Below are 18,243 nucleotides of genomic sequence, written 5' to 3' on the forward strand. Positions count from 1 at the left end.
AGGCTAATAATCAGCTTGAGGAAAGAAGAAAATACTGAATTTTCAGTTGATAGAGTGCCGGATGCGACACTATCGCGTCTTATCCGGCCTACGATGCACTAATTAGTCAAACGGTGGCGGGGCCAGCACTTCACGATTACCGTTGTGTCCCTGCTCGCTGACGATCCCTTGCGCTTCCATCTGTTCAACAATGCGTGCTGCACGGTTGTAACCGATGCGGAACTGACGCTGAACACCAGAAATAGACGCTTTGCGTTTTTCAGTGACAAACGCCACCGCCTGATCGAACAGCGGATCCAGTTCTTCAGCACCGTCGAAACCACCAGCTCCGCCTTCGCTTTCGCTGTCGGAGGTGATGCCATCTACATACTGCGGACGACCACGCGCTTTCCAGTCCTGCACCACGGCATGAACTTCCTGATCGCGAACAAAAGCACCATGGACACGTACCGGCATGGTTGAGTTCGGCCCGGAGTAAAGCATATCCCCCATACCAAGCAGTGATTCCGCGCCAGCCTGATCAAGAATGGTACGTGAGTCGATCTTGCTGGATACAGTAAAGGCGATACGGGTTGGAATGTTCGCTTTAATCAGCCCCGTAATAACATCCACCGAAGGGCGCTGCGTTGCCAGCACGAGGTGAATACCTGCAGCACGGGCTTTTTGCGCCAGACGCGCAATCAACTCTTCCACTTTTTTACCTACCGTCATCATCAGGTCGGCAAATTCATCCACCAGCACTACAATGTACGGCTCTTTTTTCAGCACTGGATGCTGGGCATCCATACTGTCACCTGGCTTCCAGTACGGGTCTGGAATCGGACGCATCATTCGGTCCGCTTCAGCAATTTTTTCGTTATACCCCGCAAGATTACGCACTCCCAGGGCCGACATCAGCTTATAACGGCGTTCCATTTCATTTACGCACCAGCGCAGAGCGTTGGCAGCATCTTTCATGTCGGTAACGACTTCCGTTAACAGATGCGGGATGCCTTCATAAACCGAAAGCTCCAGCATTTTCGGGTCGATCATAATGAAACGAACATCTTCCGGCTGCGCTTTATAGAGCATGCTCAGGATCATGGCGTTTACTCCCACCGACTTACCGGAACCAGTGGTCCCCGCAACCAGCAGGTGAGGCATTTTAGCCAGATCGGCTACGACCGGATCGCCTGCGATATCTTTACCCAAAACAATCGTCAGCGGCGATGGGTTATCACGGAACTTCGCGTTATCCAGCACTTCGCGCAGATAAACGGTTTGTCGTTTTTTGTTCGGCAACTCCAGACCTACGTAAGGTTTGCCAGGAATGACTTCAACCACGCGCACCGCCACGGTCGACAATGAACGGGCAAGGTCACGTGACAGGTTAGAAATACGTGCTGCTTTTACGCCCGGCGCCAGGTTCAACTCAAAACGGGTGATTACAGGTCCTGGTGAATAATTGACCACATCAGCTTTAATGCGGAAATCGGCCAGCCGTGCTTCTACCAGACGCGCCATTTGCTCAAGCGCAAAGGTATCTACTGGCTCAACTTCGCTTGGCGGTGGTGTCAGCAAATCCAGCGAGGGTAGTGGCGTCGTTGGTTTATGCAACGGACGGCTATCACCGTTGCGCATTAACAACGGATGAAGCAGGGTATCCTGCGGCTGTGGCGCTACCGGTTGCTGCGGCTGCTGATATTGCGGCTGCGGCGCTACTGGCTGCTGCGGCTGTTGATACTGCGGCTGCGGCGCTACTGGCTGCTGCGGCTGTTGATACTGCGGCTGCGGCGCCACCGGTTGTTGCGGCTGCTGATATTGCTGCTGCGGCGCCACCGGTTGTTGCGGCTGCTGATACTGCTGCTGCGGCGCTACCGATTGCTGCGGTTCAACAATGGGCGTAAACAGTGGCTCGTGTGGTCCATCATCCACCAACGCTTTCATCGGTGAAAATTCAAAATCATTCAGCGAGAATGGATTTGCTCCCGCAGGTTGTTCACCTGAATAACGTTGCTGCTGAGTCTGGGCAAACTGACGAGCCAGTTCAGCCTCTGCCGCTGCATCTTCATCTTCAGGGTTAACTGGCGCATCATGCTGATACTGTTCACCATAGCGTTGCTGCTGTGCCTGGGCAAACTGACGTGCCAACTCATCTTGCTGCATCGCATCGATTTCATCATCGTTATACTGATCGCCAGAATCGTATTGATTGCGCTGCGCTTCGCGAGCTTTCTCTTCGGCGGCTCGTTGTGAAGGTAGTTTAATGCCATACGATGCCAGTTCACGACGAGTCGGAACACGAATACGCTTTGGTCGTGGCAACTGCGGGCCTATCCCCTCTTTCACTTGTGGTCGAGGTCCACCGCTATTTGCCAGGCTAAAAACAGGTGCAGCAACCGTTGCTGCGGCCCCCGTCGCCAGAGTCGCTTTCTTCACGCCCGATGCCAGCGGCGAAACACCAGCCACGGCTTCTACCGGAGGGACTGCGGCAGCAGTCGGCGATGACTGAACAGATTTAGCTGACTGAACAGGTCTAACAGGCTCAGGTTCTTTAACTGGTTCAGGAATAGGCTGATACCAGGCGGCGAGCTGCTCACGTTCGCGCGCACGCTTCTCTTCAACTTCTTCAAAGTAGTAAAGCGGCGGACGCGCAGGTTTTGTTTCTTCAACAACCGGTTCAGGTTCTACAACAGGCGGCTGTTCAACCGGTTGCGGCTGTTGACGCAACGTCTCCTGAACGGCTGGCTGCTGGTAGGTTTGCTCAGGCTGGTATGTAGACTGCGCCGCAAAAGTGGATTGTGTCCCCTCGGCTTGCCACCCGTTATCAGCCACTGGTTGTTCAGGCACTGGTGCATAATATGGTTGTTGAACAGGTTGTTCTGCAGCAGGCGCATAATATGGCTGCTGAACCGACTGTTCAGGCACTGGCGCATAATATGGTTGTTGAACAGGTTGTTCCGCAGCTGGCGCATAATATGGCTGCTGTGACTGCACAGGTTGTTGCGGATAACCTTCCGGCGCTGGAGCAATGACCGGCTCGCCCGTTTGCGGCCCTGGCGCAGGCTGCCAGGCAACAGCAGGTTGAGCAGGTGGAACATCAACCGACGCAACAGGCGGCGTCTGAGTAACAGGCCCAACCGGAGCAGCCCAGCTTTGCGTCGCCGTGGTAGCAGCAGCAACTGCAGCAACAGGTTCGGTAATTGGTGCACCGTTTAATAATGGATCGTATTCGTCATATTCTGGCTGCGTTGCACGGTTGCCCGAAAAGAGGACATCATCAGGATCAGCGGCTACGCCGCGCGCAGTGTAGGTAATGTCGTCTTCATCATCCATCCGCTTACCCGAGAACAATGCAGCGTCTGTTTGCCGCCCCATCGGATTGATGAATTTTTCCGCCAGACGTTTACGACGCGCTAACGCGCCACGAAGAATACGAGCACGGCGCGATTCATGCTGTTTGCCGTTTTTCTCGTCTTCATACTCTTCGTCGTCTTCATACTCTTCTTCATCAACCCAGGTATCATCGCGACGAGTGCGGTTACTGGCGAAAGTGAGGATGTTTAAAATCCAGCCCCCCAGTTTTTCGGCAATGGTCACCCAGGACCAGCCGGTAAACAGCGTCAGGCCAGCCGCCCAAACACAGAGCAGCGCAATGGTCCCACCACTGCTGTGCAACAGCGGCTGCAGCGTAGTGCTTAATAAACTACCGATTACACCACCGGAGGCAAAATACCAGATGTCGTCCGCGTTGATTGCCGCAAGGCCACAGGACGTAAGGATAAGCGCCAGCACGCCAATAATTCGTAGTGAAACGGCGAAATAGTCAACGTACTCATCGCTGGACTGATGACGCCAGGCAAACCAACAGCCGCCAACAATAATGACCGGGATGGTGTAAGCCATCACGCCAAAAATGAAGAACAGCGTATCTGCCAGCCACGCGCCAGGCGTCCCGCCTAAATTATGGATAGGCTCATGCCAGGCCGTTTGCGACCAGCTGGGGTCCGAAGGGTTAAAGCTTAATAAGGCTGCCATCAACCAGACGGCAAACAGGACAATAAGAATCAGCAACGCCTCCAGAAGTCGGCGCCCGCTGCTTAACTTTGTCAATGTGACTTCTTTGTCTTCAGTGTATTCCTGGCTCAAGAAAGGCTCTCCAGGTTACAGGCTTTTCCTGCCCGATGCTAAAACGGACAACAGCACCAGGTTACCCCAGTACTGTTGCTGTATGGATTAACAGGAGTGTAATCAAAATACGCTTATTTTGCACCTGTTCCGTGTTAGCGCGTCTTAATAACCAGACGATTACTCTGCTTGACTTCTTCCATAACAACATATGTCCGTGTGTCATTGACGCCAGGCAGACGCAGCAGGGTTTCCCCTAGCAGCTTACGATAAGCTGACATATCCGGCACGCGTGTTTTCAACAGGTAGTCGAAATCACCGGATACTAAATGACACTCCTGAATTTCTTCAAGTTTTTGCACAGCAGTATTGAATTGTTCAAACACATCCGGAGCGCCACGATTCAGAGTAATCTCAACGAATACCAGAAGTGATGCATCCAGATAATGCGGGTTCAACAGCGCCGTATAGCCCTGAATAAACCCTTGTCTTTCCAGCCGACGCACACGCTCAAGGCACGGCGTTGGGGAAAGTCCCACACGTTTAGAAAGCTCGACGTTAGAAATACGCCCATCCTTTTGCAACTCATTAAGAATGTTACGATCGATACGGTCGAGATCTTTGCCAGGGCGCTTCTTGCTATCTACCATTATTATTGTCTCTCTGTATTCCTTCCCTACTCCTGTCTGACCCTGAAGACATCACTGTTCAGAGTCGCTACCTGTCACGATAGACCGAAATCATTAAGATTCACGGCTCGCAATGCCTGGGTCTACGGTGAGAAGACCGTTGCCTTGAGGCAGCTATCGACATCACGAATGGCGTCTGTCCACGCCATGCGTAGATTTCACTAGCACGGTAAACATGGTATTTACATGCATGATTATGCGCACATAACAATACTGTTTTTTTCTTCCTCGAATGTTTTCGCAAAACACCAGGTGATTGTCAAAGCAAAACATCGTTTTTTAGTACAACATGCCAGTTATTCATTAACAGTGACGTTTAATCATCATTTAATCGGCTTATAAACCGGAAAAATTAAGTAGCAGACGTGATAATGACGGGAGAATTTGACACGATTATCGCTTTTGACGATTGCACAAATCGTTAACAAAATCGTCATACTCTTTTTTTACGTCTGTAAATTCCCTACAATCCTGCCCATTGTCTGCCAACAACTATGGGGATCTCATGGGCACGACCAAACACAGTAAACTGCTTATCCTGGGCTCAGGCCCGGCGGGATATACCGCTGCTGTCTACGCGGCACGCGCCAACCTGCAACCGGTGCTGATTACCGGCATGGAAAAAGGCGGCCAGCTGACGACGACCACTGAAGTAGAAAACTGGCCAGGAGATCCAAATGATCTGACCGGCCCGTTACTCATGGAACGCATGCATGAACATGCTACCAAGTTTGAAACTGAAATTATTTTTGACCACATTAATAAAGTGGATTTGCAGAATCGTCCGTTCCGCCTGACTGGCGATAATGGCGAATATACCTGCGATGCGCTGATTATTGCCACCGGGGCTTCTGCACGCTATCTCGGCCTGCCCTCTGAAGAAGCCTTTAAAGGCCGTGGGGTTTCTGCCTGTGCAACCTGCGATGGATTTTTCTATCGCAACCAAAAAGTGGCGGTTATCGGCGGCGGCAATACTGCGGTTGAAGAGGCGCTGTATCTGTCTAACATCGCTTCCGAAGTACATTTGATCCACCGCCGCGATGGTTTCCGTGCGGAAAAAATCCTCATTAAGCGTCTTATGGACAAAGTGGAGAACGGCAACATCATTCTGCACACCAACCGTACGCTGGAAGAAGTGATCGGCGATCAGATGGGCGTCACTGGCGTTCGTCTGCGCGATACGCAAAACAGCGATAATATCGAGTCTCTCGACGTTGCTGGTCTGTTTGTTGCTATCGGTCACAGTCCGAACACGGCTATTTTTGAAGGACAACTGGAACTGGAAAACGGCTACATCAAAGTGCAGTCGGGTATTCATGGTAATGCCACCCAGACCAGCATTCCGGGCGTCTTTGCCGCAGGTGACGTGATGGATCATATTTATCGCCAGGCCATTACTTCTGCCGGTACAGGCTGCATGGCAGCACTTGATGCGGAACGCTACCTCGACGGTTTAGCTGACGCAAAATAATTTTACAAATCAGTAACAAAAGTAAAGAAGGCGACACCATGCGACTATGGGTCGCCTTTATTTTTTCCCCGTTGTAACATTGCTCTGCAAATAATTCTGATAACTCACCTGCTAAGCGTGCAATGAATAAATCCCGTCAAAAAGAGTTAACCCACTGGTTAAAACAGCAAAGCGTCATCTCCCAACGTTGGCTGAATATTTCTCGTCTGCTGGGCTTTGTGAGCGGCATATTAATAATTGCCCAGGCCTGGTTTATGGCGCGAATTCTGCAACATATGATCATGGAGAACATCCCCCGAGAAGCCTTGCTGCTTCCCTTTACCTTGCTGGTGATGACCTTTGTGCTGCGTGCATGGGTGGTCTGGTTACGCGAACGGGTGGGCTATCACGCCGGGCAACATATTCGTTTTGCCATCCGCCGCCAGGTTCTTGACCGTTTGCAGCAGGCTGGGCCGGCCTGGATTCAGGGCAAACCTGCGGGGAGCTGGGCGACGCTGGTGCTCGAGCAAATTGACGATATGCATGATTACTACGCTCGCTACCTACCGCAAATGGCGCTGGCAGTCTCAGTGCCACTACTGATTGTCGTCGCAATTTTTCCTTCTAACTGGGCCGCGGCACTTATTTTACTCGGCACTGCACCGTTAATTCCGTTGTTTATGGCTTTAGTTGGGATGGGTGCTGCCGATGCTAACCGACGCAACTTTCTCGCGCTTGCTCGCTTAAGTGGGCATTTTCTCGATCGTCTGCGCGGCATGGAAACCCTGCGTATTTTTGGTCGTGGCGAGGCTGAAATTGAAAGTATCCGTTCGGCTTCGGAAGATTTTCGCCAACGGACCATGGAAGTATTACGCCTGGCGTTTTTATCCTCCGGTATTCTTGAATTCTTTACCTCGCTGTCGATTGCCCTGGTCGCGGTGTACTTTGGTTTCTCTTATCTTGGTGAGCTGGATTTCGGTCACTACAGCACGGGCGTGACGTTGGCTGCGGGCTTCCTTGCGTTGATCCTCGCCCCCGAGTTTTTCCAGCCGTTACGTGATCTCGGCACGTTTTATCATGCCAAAGCCCAGGCTGTTGGCGCGGCTGACAGCCTGAAAACATTTATGGAAACACCGCTCGCCCATCCACAGCGTGGTGACGTTGAGTTAACGTCTACCGAACCAGTGACCATTGAAGCCAAAGATCTGTTTATCACATCGCCTGAAGGTAAAACACTGGCTGGCCCGCTGAACTTTACACTACCTGCAGGCAAACGTGCGGTACTGGTGGGACGAAGCGGATCCGGGAAAAGTTCACTATTAAATGCGCTTTCCGGTTTTCTCTCTTATCAAGGCTCGCTGCAGATCAACGGCATTGAATTGCGGGATTTATCACCGGAATCATGGCGTAAACATCTCTCCTGGGTTGGGCAAAACCCACAATTACCCGCGGCAACAGTACGAGACAATGTGCTGCTGGCACGACCGGATGCCAGCGAGCAAGAGTTACAAATGGCCCTGGATAACGCCTGGGTCAGTGAGTTTCTGCCGCTCCTGCCGCAAGGCATCGATACTCCCGTGGGCGATCAGGCAGCCCGCCTTTCCGTAGGTCAGGCACAACGTGTGGCCGTAGCGCGTGCATTACTTCATCCCTGCTCACTGTTATTACTGGATGAACCTGCAGCCAGCCTCGATGCACATAGCGAGCAGCGTGTGATGCAGGCGCTAAACGCTGCCTCGCAGCGCCAGACAACGCTGATGGTCACCCACCAGTTAGAAGATCTCGCCGACTGGGATGTCATTTGGGTGATGCAGGATGGCCAAATTATCGAGCAAGGTTGTTACGCTGATTTAAGCGTGGCTAACGGTCCATTCGCCACGTTGCTGGCCCACCGTCAGGAGGAGATTTAAATGCGCGAGTTACTTCCTTATCTGGCTCTATATAAGCGTCATAAGTGGATGTTAAGCCTTGGTATTGTGCTGGCAATTGTCACACTGCTCGCCAGTATCGGCTTGTTGACGCTTTCTGGTTGGTTCCTCTCCGCTTCGGCAGTGGCGGGAGTTGCAGGACTGTACAGCTTTAACTACATGCTGCCTGCCGCAGGTGTACGTGGCGCGGCAATCACCCGCACTGCCGGGCGTTATTTTGAACGTCTGGTGAGTCACGACGCGACTTTCCGCGTGTTGCAGCATTTGCGCATTTACACCTTCAGCAAGCTGTTGCCTCTCTCCCCTGCCGGGCTGGCCCGCTATCGCCAGGGCGAATTGCTCAACCGCGTCGTCGCCGATGTTGATACGCTCGATCATCTTTACCTGCGCGTTATCTCGCCGCTGGTGGGCGCTTTTGTGGTGATTATGGTGGTGACAATCGGGTTAAGTTTCCTTGATTTCACCCTCGCCTTTACGCTGGGCGGCATTATGTTACTGACGCTTTTCCTGATGCCACCGCTGTTTTATCGTGCGGGGAAAAGCACCGGGCAAAACCTTACCCATCTTCGCGGTCAGTATCGCCAACAGTTAACCGCCTGGCTGCAAGGGCAAGCTGAACTGACCATTTTTGGTGCCAGCGATCGTTATCGTACGCAGTTAGAGAACACCGAAATTCAGTGGCTGGAAGCGCAACGTCGTCAGTCCGAACTGACTGCGCTCTCGCAGGCAATTATGCTGTTGATTGGCGCGCTGGCGGTGATTCTGATGCTATGGATGGCCTCCGGCGGCGTTGGCGGTAATAGCCAGCCAGGCGCGTTAATTGCGCTGTTTGTCTTCTGTGCATTGGCTGCATTCGAAGCCCTGGCCCCGGTGACAGGTGCATTTCAGCATCTGGGGCAAGTTATTGCTTCTGCCGTGCGTATCACTGACTTAACGGACCAAAAACCAGAAGTGACCTTCCCGGATACTCAGTCTGCCGTTCCTGAGCAGGTTTCCCTGACATTACGGGATGTTGCGTTCACTTATCCGGAACAATCCCAACAAGCGCTCAAAGGGATTTCTCTTCAGGCAAACGCCGGAGAACATATTGCGATTCTCGGGCGAACCGGATGCGGCAAATCAACGTTGTTACAACTGCTAACCCGCGCATGGGACCCACAACAGGGTGAGATTTTGCTTAACGGCAGCCCGATCTCTGACCTGAATGAATCGACATTGCGCCAGACCATCAGCGTTGTGCCACAGCGAGTGCATCTGTTTAGCGCCACACTGCGTGATAATCTGTTACTCGCCGCACCTGGCGCTACTGATGAGACTCTTGCTGAAATTCTCCGTCGCGTCGGTCTGGAGAAACTACTCGAAGACACAGGGCTCAACAGTTGGTTGGGAGAAGGCGGACGTCAGCTTTCCGGCGGCGAACTGCGTCGTCTGGCTATCGCCCGTGCGCTATTGCACGATGCGCCGTTAGTATTGCTGGATGAACCAACCGAAGGCTTAGATGCCACGACTGAAAGTCAGATCCTCGAATTACTGGCTGAAATGATGCGTGAGAAAACGCTATTGATGGTTACACATCGGCTGCGTGGACTTTCACATTTTCAGCAAATAATAGTGATGGACAACGGGCAAATTATTGAACAAGGTACCCATGCAGAACTGCTTGCCAGACAGGGGCGTTATTACCAGTTTAAGCAGGGTTTGTAAGCTATTATTGAACGATCCGACTTGCGTAGTGGAGTTTTGCAGTCATGCGCCTGGTTCAGCTTTCTCGCCATTCAATAGCCTTCCCTTCCCCGGAAGGCGCATTACGTGAGCCTAACGGTCTGCTGGCGCTGGGAGGCGATCTTAGCCCTGCTCGGCTACTCATGGCTTATCAGCGCGGTATTTTCCCGTGGTTTTCTCCTGGCGATCCTATTCTCTGGTGGTCGCCTGATCCACGTGCGGTTTTATGGCCAGAATCACTGCATATCAGCCGCAGCATGAAACGTTTTCATAAGCGCTCTCCCTATCGCGTCACGCTGAATTACGCTTTTGGTCAGGTCATTGAAGGCTGCGCCAGCGATCGCGAAGAAGGGACCTGGATTACGCGTGACGTCGTCGAAGCCTACCATCGTCTTCACGAGTTGGGCCATGCCCATTCCATAGAAGTGTGGCGTGAAGGCGAAATTGTCGGCGGCATGTACGGCGTGGCGCAGGGAACACTGTTTTGTGGCGAGTCGATGTTCAGCCGCATGGAGAATGCCTCGAAAACGGCGCTCCTGGTTTTTTGTGACGAATTTATCCGCCACGGCGGCAAGCTTATCGACTGCCAGGTATTAAATGACCATACGGCCTCGCTTGGTGCCTGCGAAATCCCTCGCCGGGATTACCTCAATTATCTCAATCAACTGCGCCCCGAACGGTTACCAAATAATTTCTGGGTACCACGGCGATTGTTTTCACCACAAGAATGAATGTTTTCGGCACATTTCTCCCCAGAGTGTTATAATTGCGGTCGCAGAGTTGGTTATGCTCATTACTCCGCTGCCGATAAGGAATTTTTCGCGTCAGGTAACGCCCACCGTTTATCTCACCGCTCCCTTATACGTTGCGCTTATAGTGCGGCTTAGCCGTGTGTTTTCGGAGTTATGTGCCAAACCTGTTTGTTGCGAATTAGCGCACAAATCTTTACTTATTTACAGAACTTCGGCATTATCTTGCCGGTTCAAATTACGGTAGTGATACCCCAGAGGATTAGATGGCCAAAGAAGACAATATTGAAATGCAAGGTACCGTTCTTGAAACGTTGCCTAATACCATGTTCCGCGTAGAGTTAGAAAACGGTCACGTGGTTACTGCACACATCTCCGGTAAAATGCGCAAAAACTACATCCGCATCCTGACGGGCGACAAAGTGACTGTTGAACTGACCCCGTACGACCTGAGCAAAGGCCGCATTGTCTTCCGTAGTCGCTGATTGTTTTACCGCCTGATGGGCGAAGAGAAAGAACGAGTAAAAGGTCGGTTTAACCGGCCTTTTTTGCGTTTGGGGTCAAGGGGAATAAATACTGGAGGATGGTGTGTTAAGTTTGAAAACTGCCTGTACGGCAGTGAACCACCACTACCCGCGCTTATGGCGAGCGAGAAATTTCTAAGCTGCCTGCATGGCAGTGAACATAAAGCCGTCAACGTTTTGGTAATCAACGGAATTTCTAAGCTGCCTACACGGCAGTGAACTACCACTACGTTACTATCCGGCTTGTTTATCGTTTCTAAGCTGCCTGTACGGCAGTGAACGCTTCCGCGCGTATTGTTGCCAGTTCTTCGACTTTCTAAGCTGCCTGTACGGCAGTGAACTGGATTGTTCGCCGAGGCTCTTTAACTACTGTGTTTCTAAGCTGCCTGTACGGCAGTGAACTCGCCCGCGTATCCGTAACCAGTTTAACGTCGTTTTCTAAGCTGCCTGTACGGCAGTGAACACTAAACAATACCCACAAGCACCCGCCGTAACTTTCTAAGCTGCCTGTACGGCAGTGAACTCACGTTGAAATGATGGCCCGATCCGGACATCTTTCTAAGCTGCCTGTACGGCAGTGAACATTTAGTGCTAACGGCTCGTGCGACCAGCTCCTTTCTAAGCTGCCTGTACGGCAGTGAACGACCCTTTCCTCCTTCTGGCCCCTGCTTCGGTATTTCTAAGCTGCCTGTACGGCAGTGAACAAGGATGCCGCGTTGTTCCGCGTGCGTTTGCGTTTCTAAGCTGCCTGTACGGCAGTGAACTGGAATAATAGCAGACTATCCGATTGATTTACTGTTAAAACTTACAAAATCGCAGATTCAAACCCTTTTTCCAGACTTCAAAATAGCAATAAACAAAATCAATGAGTTACATTTCAACCTAAAAAAAGGGTCGATTTGGTACTTCTTCAATCTCATATTTTATGCATAGCTTTTGATAAACAATTGAACAGAACACATACGGTCATAATCTCCGTCACGCAAACAGCGTGTTCATTGCGTAACCAAACGAATCAATCTCTATAAATTCTTCTTGACCGTTTTACTCCAACTCCCTATAGTAGCGCCCCGTTGCCACCCATGAGGTCAGCAGCAAAACAATTTGGTGAGGTGTCCGAGTGGCTGAAGGAGCACGCCTGGAAAGTGTGTATACGGCAACGTATCCGGGGTTCGAATCCCCGCCTCACCGCCATCTTCTAAGAAGAGCTCGTACGAAAGTACGGGCTTTTTTTTCGCATTAATGCGCCTTAAATAAAAAACACGTACTTCCTCTTCGAAAGTACGTGAAAATCAGTGGCTGATTACTATACCCACTAGTCGTAGGATACGGCAAATATGGCTTTGCTTTGGACTTCTCCAGGCTGTAGTGCTTCCTCCTTCACGCGGACATATTTCGCGGTAATCGGGAAGGTGTACTGATTCTCAATGGCCGCCATTTTAGTTAGTTTGTTCATCAGAGTATCGCCCAGTTTTAACGGTGTCGTTGCGTTACCATTATAAATCTGGAACCCAACCCCCTTAGCACCATTAAGCGATGTGTTTTTCAGAATGGTTCCACTATCATCCCATTCACCGCGCGCAACTTTAAAAGTCACTGGATTAGTCGTGACGTTATAAACACTGTCGCAATTTAAAACCAGATCTATAGAACCTGATTTTGTGTTATTGGCAGATTGCATCTCACTTATCGTTGTTTCTGGCATTCTTATTTCGTAAGTCGGTTGCGAGAAACTACAGGTTGTAGGTTTGTGTTTTGTTATATTAACATTTAAATTCTGTTGATAATCAGCATCAGTTGGTAACTTGTTGCCCCACCAACAAAGTAAATAAATGAAGGCATTACTATAGCAAAGTTTATCAAAGAAGTTATTTTCAAATGGAAAGACAACCGCAGGAGCATTCAAGATGAATGAATTTGAATATACTGTTTGAACATTCGCATTACCTTCAGGCGATTTTATATATGAAGCTGTTAATGCTATGCTTTTATTATTAATAGTATCGTTAACTGAATAAGTCTTCCTGCCTCCCGTATCAACAGGAAATCCATCTCCGACATCAAGATTAAACTTAATATAAATTGATTGATTGTTGTTTTGATTTTCTTTTATCTCTACAACATAATTATCCAATGTCTTAAGCACATTTACCTTATCTTGAGTCGAATCACATGTGAATTCCCCCGTCAGATTAGGAGAAAATGTAACCGTCCCATTTCCCGTTGTTAGGTCTAAATTTACGCCCTGTATGGCAGTAGAATTTCCGTTGATAGTACATTTAGCCTGCCCCCAAAATGGCAAAACCAGTAGAAACAAAAACCAATATTTCTTCATAAACAAATCCTTTAACGACAAATATAAACTTTATTCTCATCAATAACGTTATCAAAGGTAATAGTGCAGAATTGTTCCTGCTGTTTATTAACCGAGACGCGAATCGACGCGGGAACATCATTGGTGCGAATAAATATCCGGCTTCCCTGTCCTACTAAGCCCACATTATTGCCGCTTTCATCTTCAACCTCATAACCAAACGGCAACGGAGAGCCATCAGGGCGTTGGGAGATGAAATACCAGGGCTTGCGTTTATCAGTCTCAAACTGCGTCATCACTACCGCACCACGATAAGGAACGGTGTTTTTACGGTTACCCAGTAGCGCCACGTCGCTTTTACTGTCGGCAATATCCAACATCAACGTATTTTCACGATACGGCGTCAGGTTGTCATAAATAGCGTAGCCTCTGCTATCCGTGGTCAGGTAACGATATCCCTGCACCGCCGCTCCCTCCAGTCCCGGCGCTTTGACGATGGCGAACGTATCGGAAAGTCTGGGAGCCAGTGCCACCCCGTCCGACCACGCGACTAAACCGCCTTGAATATTACCGCTAACTTGTTGATATCTTTTCGACTGGCTATAGCTGCCACCAATAGTCGCCAATGGCGCACGCCAGGTCAGGTTTGCACCTGCTGTTGTTTCGCTGCCCTGGTGTTGATGGCTTAAGTTAGCCCCGTAGCTGAACTGATCGCGACTCCCCGCTACACCGCTGAGGCTGGTATTATTCGACCGATAGCCGTCTTTATCAAAAGTGGTCGAGTTAGAAACAAATAAATCTCGTCGTTTTTCAGTGATTCCATCGCCCCACGAGAAGGGAATTGAGAAATATAAGTTAATGCGTCTATTTTCGCGGTTATCTTCATCGTAGGTTTGGCTAACAGACAAGGTATAACTAAGGCGTTCCCAGGAGTTCGAGTAGCTGAGTTGATAATCTTTCCCTGTCCCGCTGCGTTCCCAATAATCCCGCCATTGACCGCTGACCGACAGATATCCCCAATTTTCTGGTAATGACTGGTTTATATTTACAGAAAAGCTGTTCTTACGACCAAAATCGTACTGATAATAGTCGGCGATATCATAAACTGAGTCATCTTCTCGATTATAGCTTTTCCTGTTATTTGCCCAGACGTGATCGTTAAAAGTACGATAATCCCGAGAAGAATAACGCCAGGCCGCCAGCGAAAATTGCGTTCCACTTTGAGAGAGATATTTGTTCCAGGCAATCTGATAACTTTGACCATTAAACACATCACCGTTATCTTGTTCACTGTGGGAATGGGTAAAATCAACCGATACAGCACCAATCGGTGTATTCCATCCCGTGCCGAGAACAAACGATGAGTAATTATCAGACAACTGCGTGCCAGCATAGAGAGTCAGCAAATTATTAAGGCCATACTGATAGCTTCCCTGAATAAAATCTGACTGATCGCTGGCTCCCTCGATACGACTACGTCCGGCAGCAAATTCATATTTCGAAACGCCCGGTTGCAACATATTTGGTACAGATGAATAAGGTACACGATAACGCGATACCGAACCGTCAGCTTCTTTAACGGTTACTTCCAGATCTGCACCACCACCAGCAAGTTGCAAATCATCAATGGCGAATGGACCTGGCGGAACCTCTTTCTGGTAAACCACAAAGCCATTTTGTTCAATAGTGACAAGTGCGTTACTTTGGGCAACACCACGCACCACAGGAGTAAAATTCTGTTTTGAGTTCGGCAACATCTGCATATCGCGCCAAAGGCGTACGCCGCGAAAACGCACGGAGTCAAAAACATCAGAACCGGTATACATTTCACCAGCGCGCAATGTGCCAAGAATTTGTGGAATTCCGCGCTCCAGATATAACGTGTTACTCTTCCATTTACCGCTGTTCTCGTCACTTTTCGTATAATTGGCATTTGAATGCAACTGCCAGCCCAGAAGATTCAAACCACTATTCAGATTTAAATAGCTACTTTTATTATCTCCTCCGTGCTTATAATTACTGTAATACTGACTGGCATAATAAGAAGTATACAATGCGTTAATCCCGCGATCCCATGCCTCAGGCGGGACATATCCGCGTTCATACTCAACGACATAGGCTTGGGGTACACTTAACTTCAGGTTAAAATGCCCAATATCATAGTCAACGCTGCCGCCCTGTACCGCTTCCCGAAGTGGTACACATTCTACGCTTTTATCGATATTAATTCCTTCAGTGAGGATACCTATTTGCTTTAACTGCTCCCAGGATAAACATGTTGCATCTGGATCGTCTTTAATATCGACATTATAATGTCCGCGCCACTGATTATTCAGGTAAACATCCATATCATAGATACCTGGCATCGGCTTATCACTATCAATATGATAGTCAGAAATTTTTTCCCCATTTAATCCGCCAATCATAAAATGGGTGTCAAATGTTTCATCTTCCGCCCATGCAGGCGAAGTAGCCAACACCGACAGGATAGCCAGCGTAATAGAGTTAAGTTTAGACATAATCAATCCCTGATCTATTTGACGGTTTTTACTTTTTCACTCAAATAGTTTCCATGATCATCAATCAGCGTAACATTGTACTGGCTAACAACGGAAGATGTGGTGACGGTCTGTTCTGACCAGGGTGCGAGCACCAGCGTTTCTTTATTTAATTTGGTATTGCCTTTCAGTTCAGGAATAGTTATCCAGTTCGCTGAATTATTTTTTACATTAATACCATTACTGACAGTTCTGATATTCAGTCGAGAAAAACTTCCTTTATCGACACCAGCTATACCTTCCGGACGATAAATAAATTTGATGCGGTTTTGCATCGCGAATTTAATCTGGTTTTTACCTTCATTTTTCTCACTATTAGGTGGAATGTCCAGGACATTGAGAAAGAACAAGCTTTCGCGATCTTTAGGTAGGGCATTCGCCAATTTTTTGATCTTGAGTTGTTGTCCCTCGCCACCTTTTATGTGAGTTACCGGTGGCGTCAACACGAACGGGACGTGAATTTTTTCTGGAGGCTGGCTTGTATCGCCATCATCAATCCATGACTGAACCAGGGCGCTACGATTACCTTCATTCATTAACTGAACAGTAATCTCTTTTTTCTGTTCTGGATAAATAACACGAGTGCCGTAGATATAGACACCCCCCCACGCAGGCGTGACCATGCCGGCCAGCAAGAAGGCTATAAATTTTTTCATGATAACAATCCTTGTTATTGAAAATCGGCGACCGAAGCCGCCGATAAACACGGTATCAATCTGTCACGACAGTCATTGTCAGTGCAGAGTTAACCGGGCCAGAAGTCACCGTATCACCTGATTGCGCGTATTTCGCACTGAAATTTAATGTATATTCATTAGATTTATCTAGTACTAACTCAATACTTTTATCACCTTCAATCTTTTGAGATTGCCCATCTGCACTCTCATAGTAGACAGCAAAACCAGCACCATTTGGGTTTGCCGCAGTATTAATGGTGATATCTTTAAGACTTGCATCAAACTGACTTCTGGAAAACGTAATTCTGGGAGTCTTGCCTGGTGAACATTTGACCGTCAGCGGTACAGTTGTTTTATTTGAATAACCTTCATAAATAAATCCGGCACTTTGATCTTTAAATTGATCTTCACCAATATCGTTCATAGCAATAGTAGCCTGGCTATTTCCGATAAATTGGCATGTAGTTCCAACTATATTACCGGTAATAACTAACTCACCCTGTTCACTCCCCTCCTCTGCAAAAGCCCCTGCACTCATAAAAAGAGAAGATAATACTGCAACTGCAATAATTGAACGTTTCATAGTCTATTCCTTAACTAATTTATTCCAGGTGATTAAGAGTCTTTGTCCTCTCGGAAATGAATTTCGCAAATTACATTTGCTATCGCAATGTAAACAAGTTGTTTTCGTGATTTAAATCAAATTATAAAAAATACATAACCAGCAAAAAATACCAATAAAAATATTTTCATTGTTTACTATTCGTCATTATTTGATGTCATTACAAGGTAGATTAATACGTATTATTAATTGAGGATTGCTTGTTTTAAATAAATATCCATATACTGATGGAAGTGTAGGGCATTGAATTCCTTATTCTATTTCCAGCCAGAAATCGGCTTTTCAATAGACAAAAAGACCTGACGGTAAGGCCAGGTCTTTTATACATTACAACTAACCAATCAAAACCAGGGAATAGTAGCGGTTGCGCTTAATCCATAACTACTGAATACCCCTTTAACCGGTTCTGTACGCAAATCCCCGTGTCGGATAAACAACTTGAACTGTTGCTGACTCGACAAACTCTTCATATTAAGAAAAGGTAAGTCGGTCCGCTGTTCAGCTTGCGTCGCCAGTCGCTCAATCGCCTGTTCTTCAGTAAGCCAGCCTTTTTTCACTGAACGCCTTAACAGACGCTGGGGGTTACTTTTAACCTGCACACGGCTTACTACTCGCCAGCCCTTTATTTCTGGAACGGGAGTGACAGGTGAACATTGGCAATAGTCCGTAAGTCCTTTACGCCACGCTGAGGCTTCAAGCGCCTGTAATGTCTGGGCGCTACCATGCAAGCGTAAACGCGCTCCTGGCATAACATTTACGTCCGGGAAACTCACGCCGATATCGCCTTGCCCTCTTGCACCTAATGCCCGATGCAGTTTGGCAAATAACGCCGCCATCAACATTTCGCTCGAAAATTCAGGATCTGGCAGAACGCGGATCTCAAGGTAGTGATCCATTGGCAGC

12 protein-coding genes, 1 tRNA gene and 1 CRISPR repeat array are annotated in these 18,243 nt (G+C 48.6%); of the genes, 6 read left to right on the top strand and 7 right to left on the bottom strand.

From position 1 onward, the window contains the following. Positions 1-102: 102 nt before the first annotated feature. Positions 103-4,128: a DNA translocase FtsK gene (gene ftsK / locus D9597_RS08710; protein ID WP_130222122.1), complete on the bottom strand. Its 4,026-nt coding sequence runs from the start codon at positions 4,126-4,128 to the stop codon at positions 103-105. A 134-nt stretch (positions 4,129-4,262) separates the two neighbouring features. After that, on the bottom strand, positions 4,263-4,757 hold the full coding sequence (lrp, locus tag D9597_RS08715; protein ID WP_000228473.1) for a leucine-responsive transcriptional regulator Lrp: 495 nt from the start codon (positions 4,755-4,757) through the stop codon (positions 4,263-4,265). A 544-nt stretch (positions 4,758-5,301) separates the two neighbouring features. Here lrp and trxB point away from each other — a divergent pair. From trxB to D9597_RS08745, 6 genes are all read left to right on the top strand, one after another. Then, positions 5,302-6,267 carry a thioredoxin-disulfide reductase gene (gene trxB / locus D9597_RS08720; RefSeq protein ID WP_130205283.1) on the top strand — a complete coding sequence of 322 codons (966 nt, stop codon included), beginning with the start codon at positions 5,302-5,304 and terminating at the stop codon, positions 6,265-6,267. Between the two features lie 122 nt (positions 6,268-6,389). Beyond that, a complete protein-coding gene (gene cydD, locus D9597_RS08725) occupies positions 6,390-8,156 on the top strand; it encodes a cysteine/glutathione ABC transporter permease/ATP-binding protein CydD (protein WP_130222123.1) in 1,767 nt (588 codons plus the stop codon). Next, positions 8,157-9,878 carry a cysteine/glutathione ABC transporter ATP-binding protein/permease CydC gene (gene cydC, locus D9597_RS08730; protein ID WP_130222124.1) on the top strand — a complete coding sequence of 574 codons (1,722 nt, stop codon included), beginning with the start codon at positions 8,157-8,159 and terminating at the stop codon, positions 9,876-9,878. A 44-nt stretch (positions 9,879-9,922) separates the two neighbouring features. Next, the gene (aat, locus tag D9597_RS08735; protein ID WP_130205277.1) at positions 9,923-10,627 is read left to right on the top strand and encodes a leucyl/phenylalanyl-tRNA--protein transferase; all 705 of its coding nucleotides are present in this window, start codon (positions 9,923-9,925) and stop codon (positions 10,625-10,627) included. 284 nt (positions 10,628-10,911) lie between these two features. Then, entirely contained in the window at positions 10,912-11,130 is a 219-nt protein-coding gene (infA, locus tag D9597_RS08740) for a translation initiation factor IF-1 (RefSeq protein WP_001040187.1), read from the top strand. Positions 11,131-11,241: 111 nt separating this feature from the next. After that, positions 11,242-11,933: a CRISPR direct-repeat array (repeat unit 28 nt; unit sequence TTTCTAAGCTGCCTGTACGGCAGTGAAC). Between the two features lie 342 nt (positions 11,934-12,275). Then, a tRNA-Ser gene (locus D9597_RS08745) sits at positions 12,276-12,363 on the top strand. A 121-nt stretch (positions 12,364-12,484) separates the two neighbouring features. Here D9597_RS08745 and D9597_RS08750 read toward each other — a convergent pair. The 5 genes from D9597_RS08750 to cas6f all read right to left on the bottom strand — a co-directional run bounded on the left by D9597_RS08750 (position 12,485) and on the right by cas6f (position 18,236). Further along, a complete protein-coding gene (locus tag D9597_RS08750) occupies positions 12,485-13,504 on the bottom strand; it encodes a fimbrial protein (RefSeq protein ID WP_130222125.1) in 1,020 nt (339 codons plus the stop codon). Positions 13,505-13,515: 11 nt separating this feature from the next. After that, positions 13,516-16,002: a fimbrial biogenesis outer membrane usher protein gene (locus D9597_RS08755; protein ID WP_130222126.1), complete on the bottom strand. Its 2,487-nt coding sequence runs from the start codon at positions 16,000-16,002 to the stop codon at positions 13,516-13,518. A gap of 14 nt (positions 16,003-16,016) precedes the next feature. Then, on the bottom strand, positions 16,017-16,697 hold the full coding sequence (locus D9597_RS08760) for a fimbrial assembly chaperone (RefSeq protein ID WP_130222127.1): 681 nt from the start codon (positions 16,695-16,697) through the stop codon (positions 16,017-16,019). 55 nt (positions 16,698-16,752) lie between these two features. Next, entirely contained in the window at positions 16,753-17,301 is a 549-nt protein-coding gene (gene yehD, locus D9597_RS08765; RefSeq protein ID WP_130222128.1) for a fimbrial protein YehD, read from the bottom strand. A gap of 380 nt (positions 17,302-17,681) precedes the next feature. After that, positions 17,682-18,236, bottom strand: a complete 555-nt coding sequence (gene cas6f, locus D9597_RS08770; protein WP_130205267.1) for a type I-F CRISPR-associated endoribonuclease Cas6/Csy4 — start codon at positions 18,234-18,236, stop codon at positions 17,682-17,684. Positions 18,237-18,243: the final 7 nt, after the last annotated feature.

Origin of the sequence: Escherichia sp. E13S3, from assembly GCF_004212325.1 — a bacterium.
GTDB lineage: Bacteria > Pseudomonadota > Gammaproteobacteria > Enterobacterales > Enterobacteriaceae > Escherichia.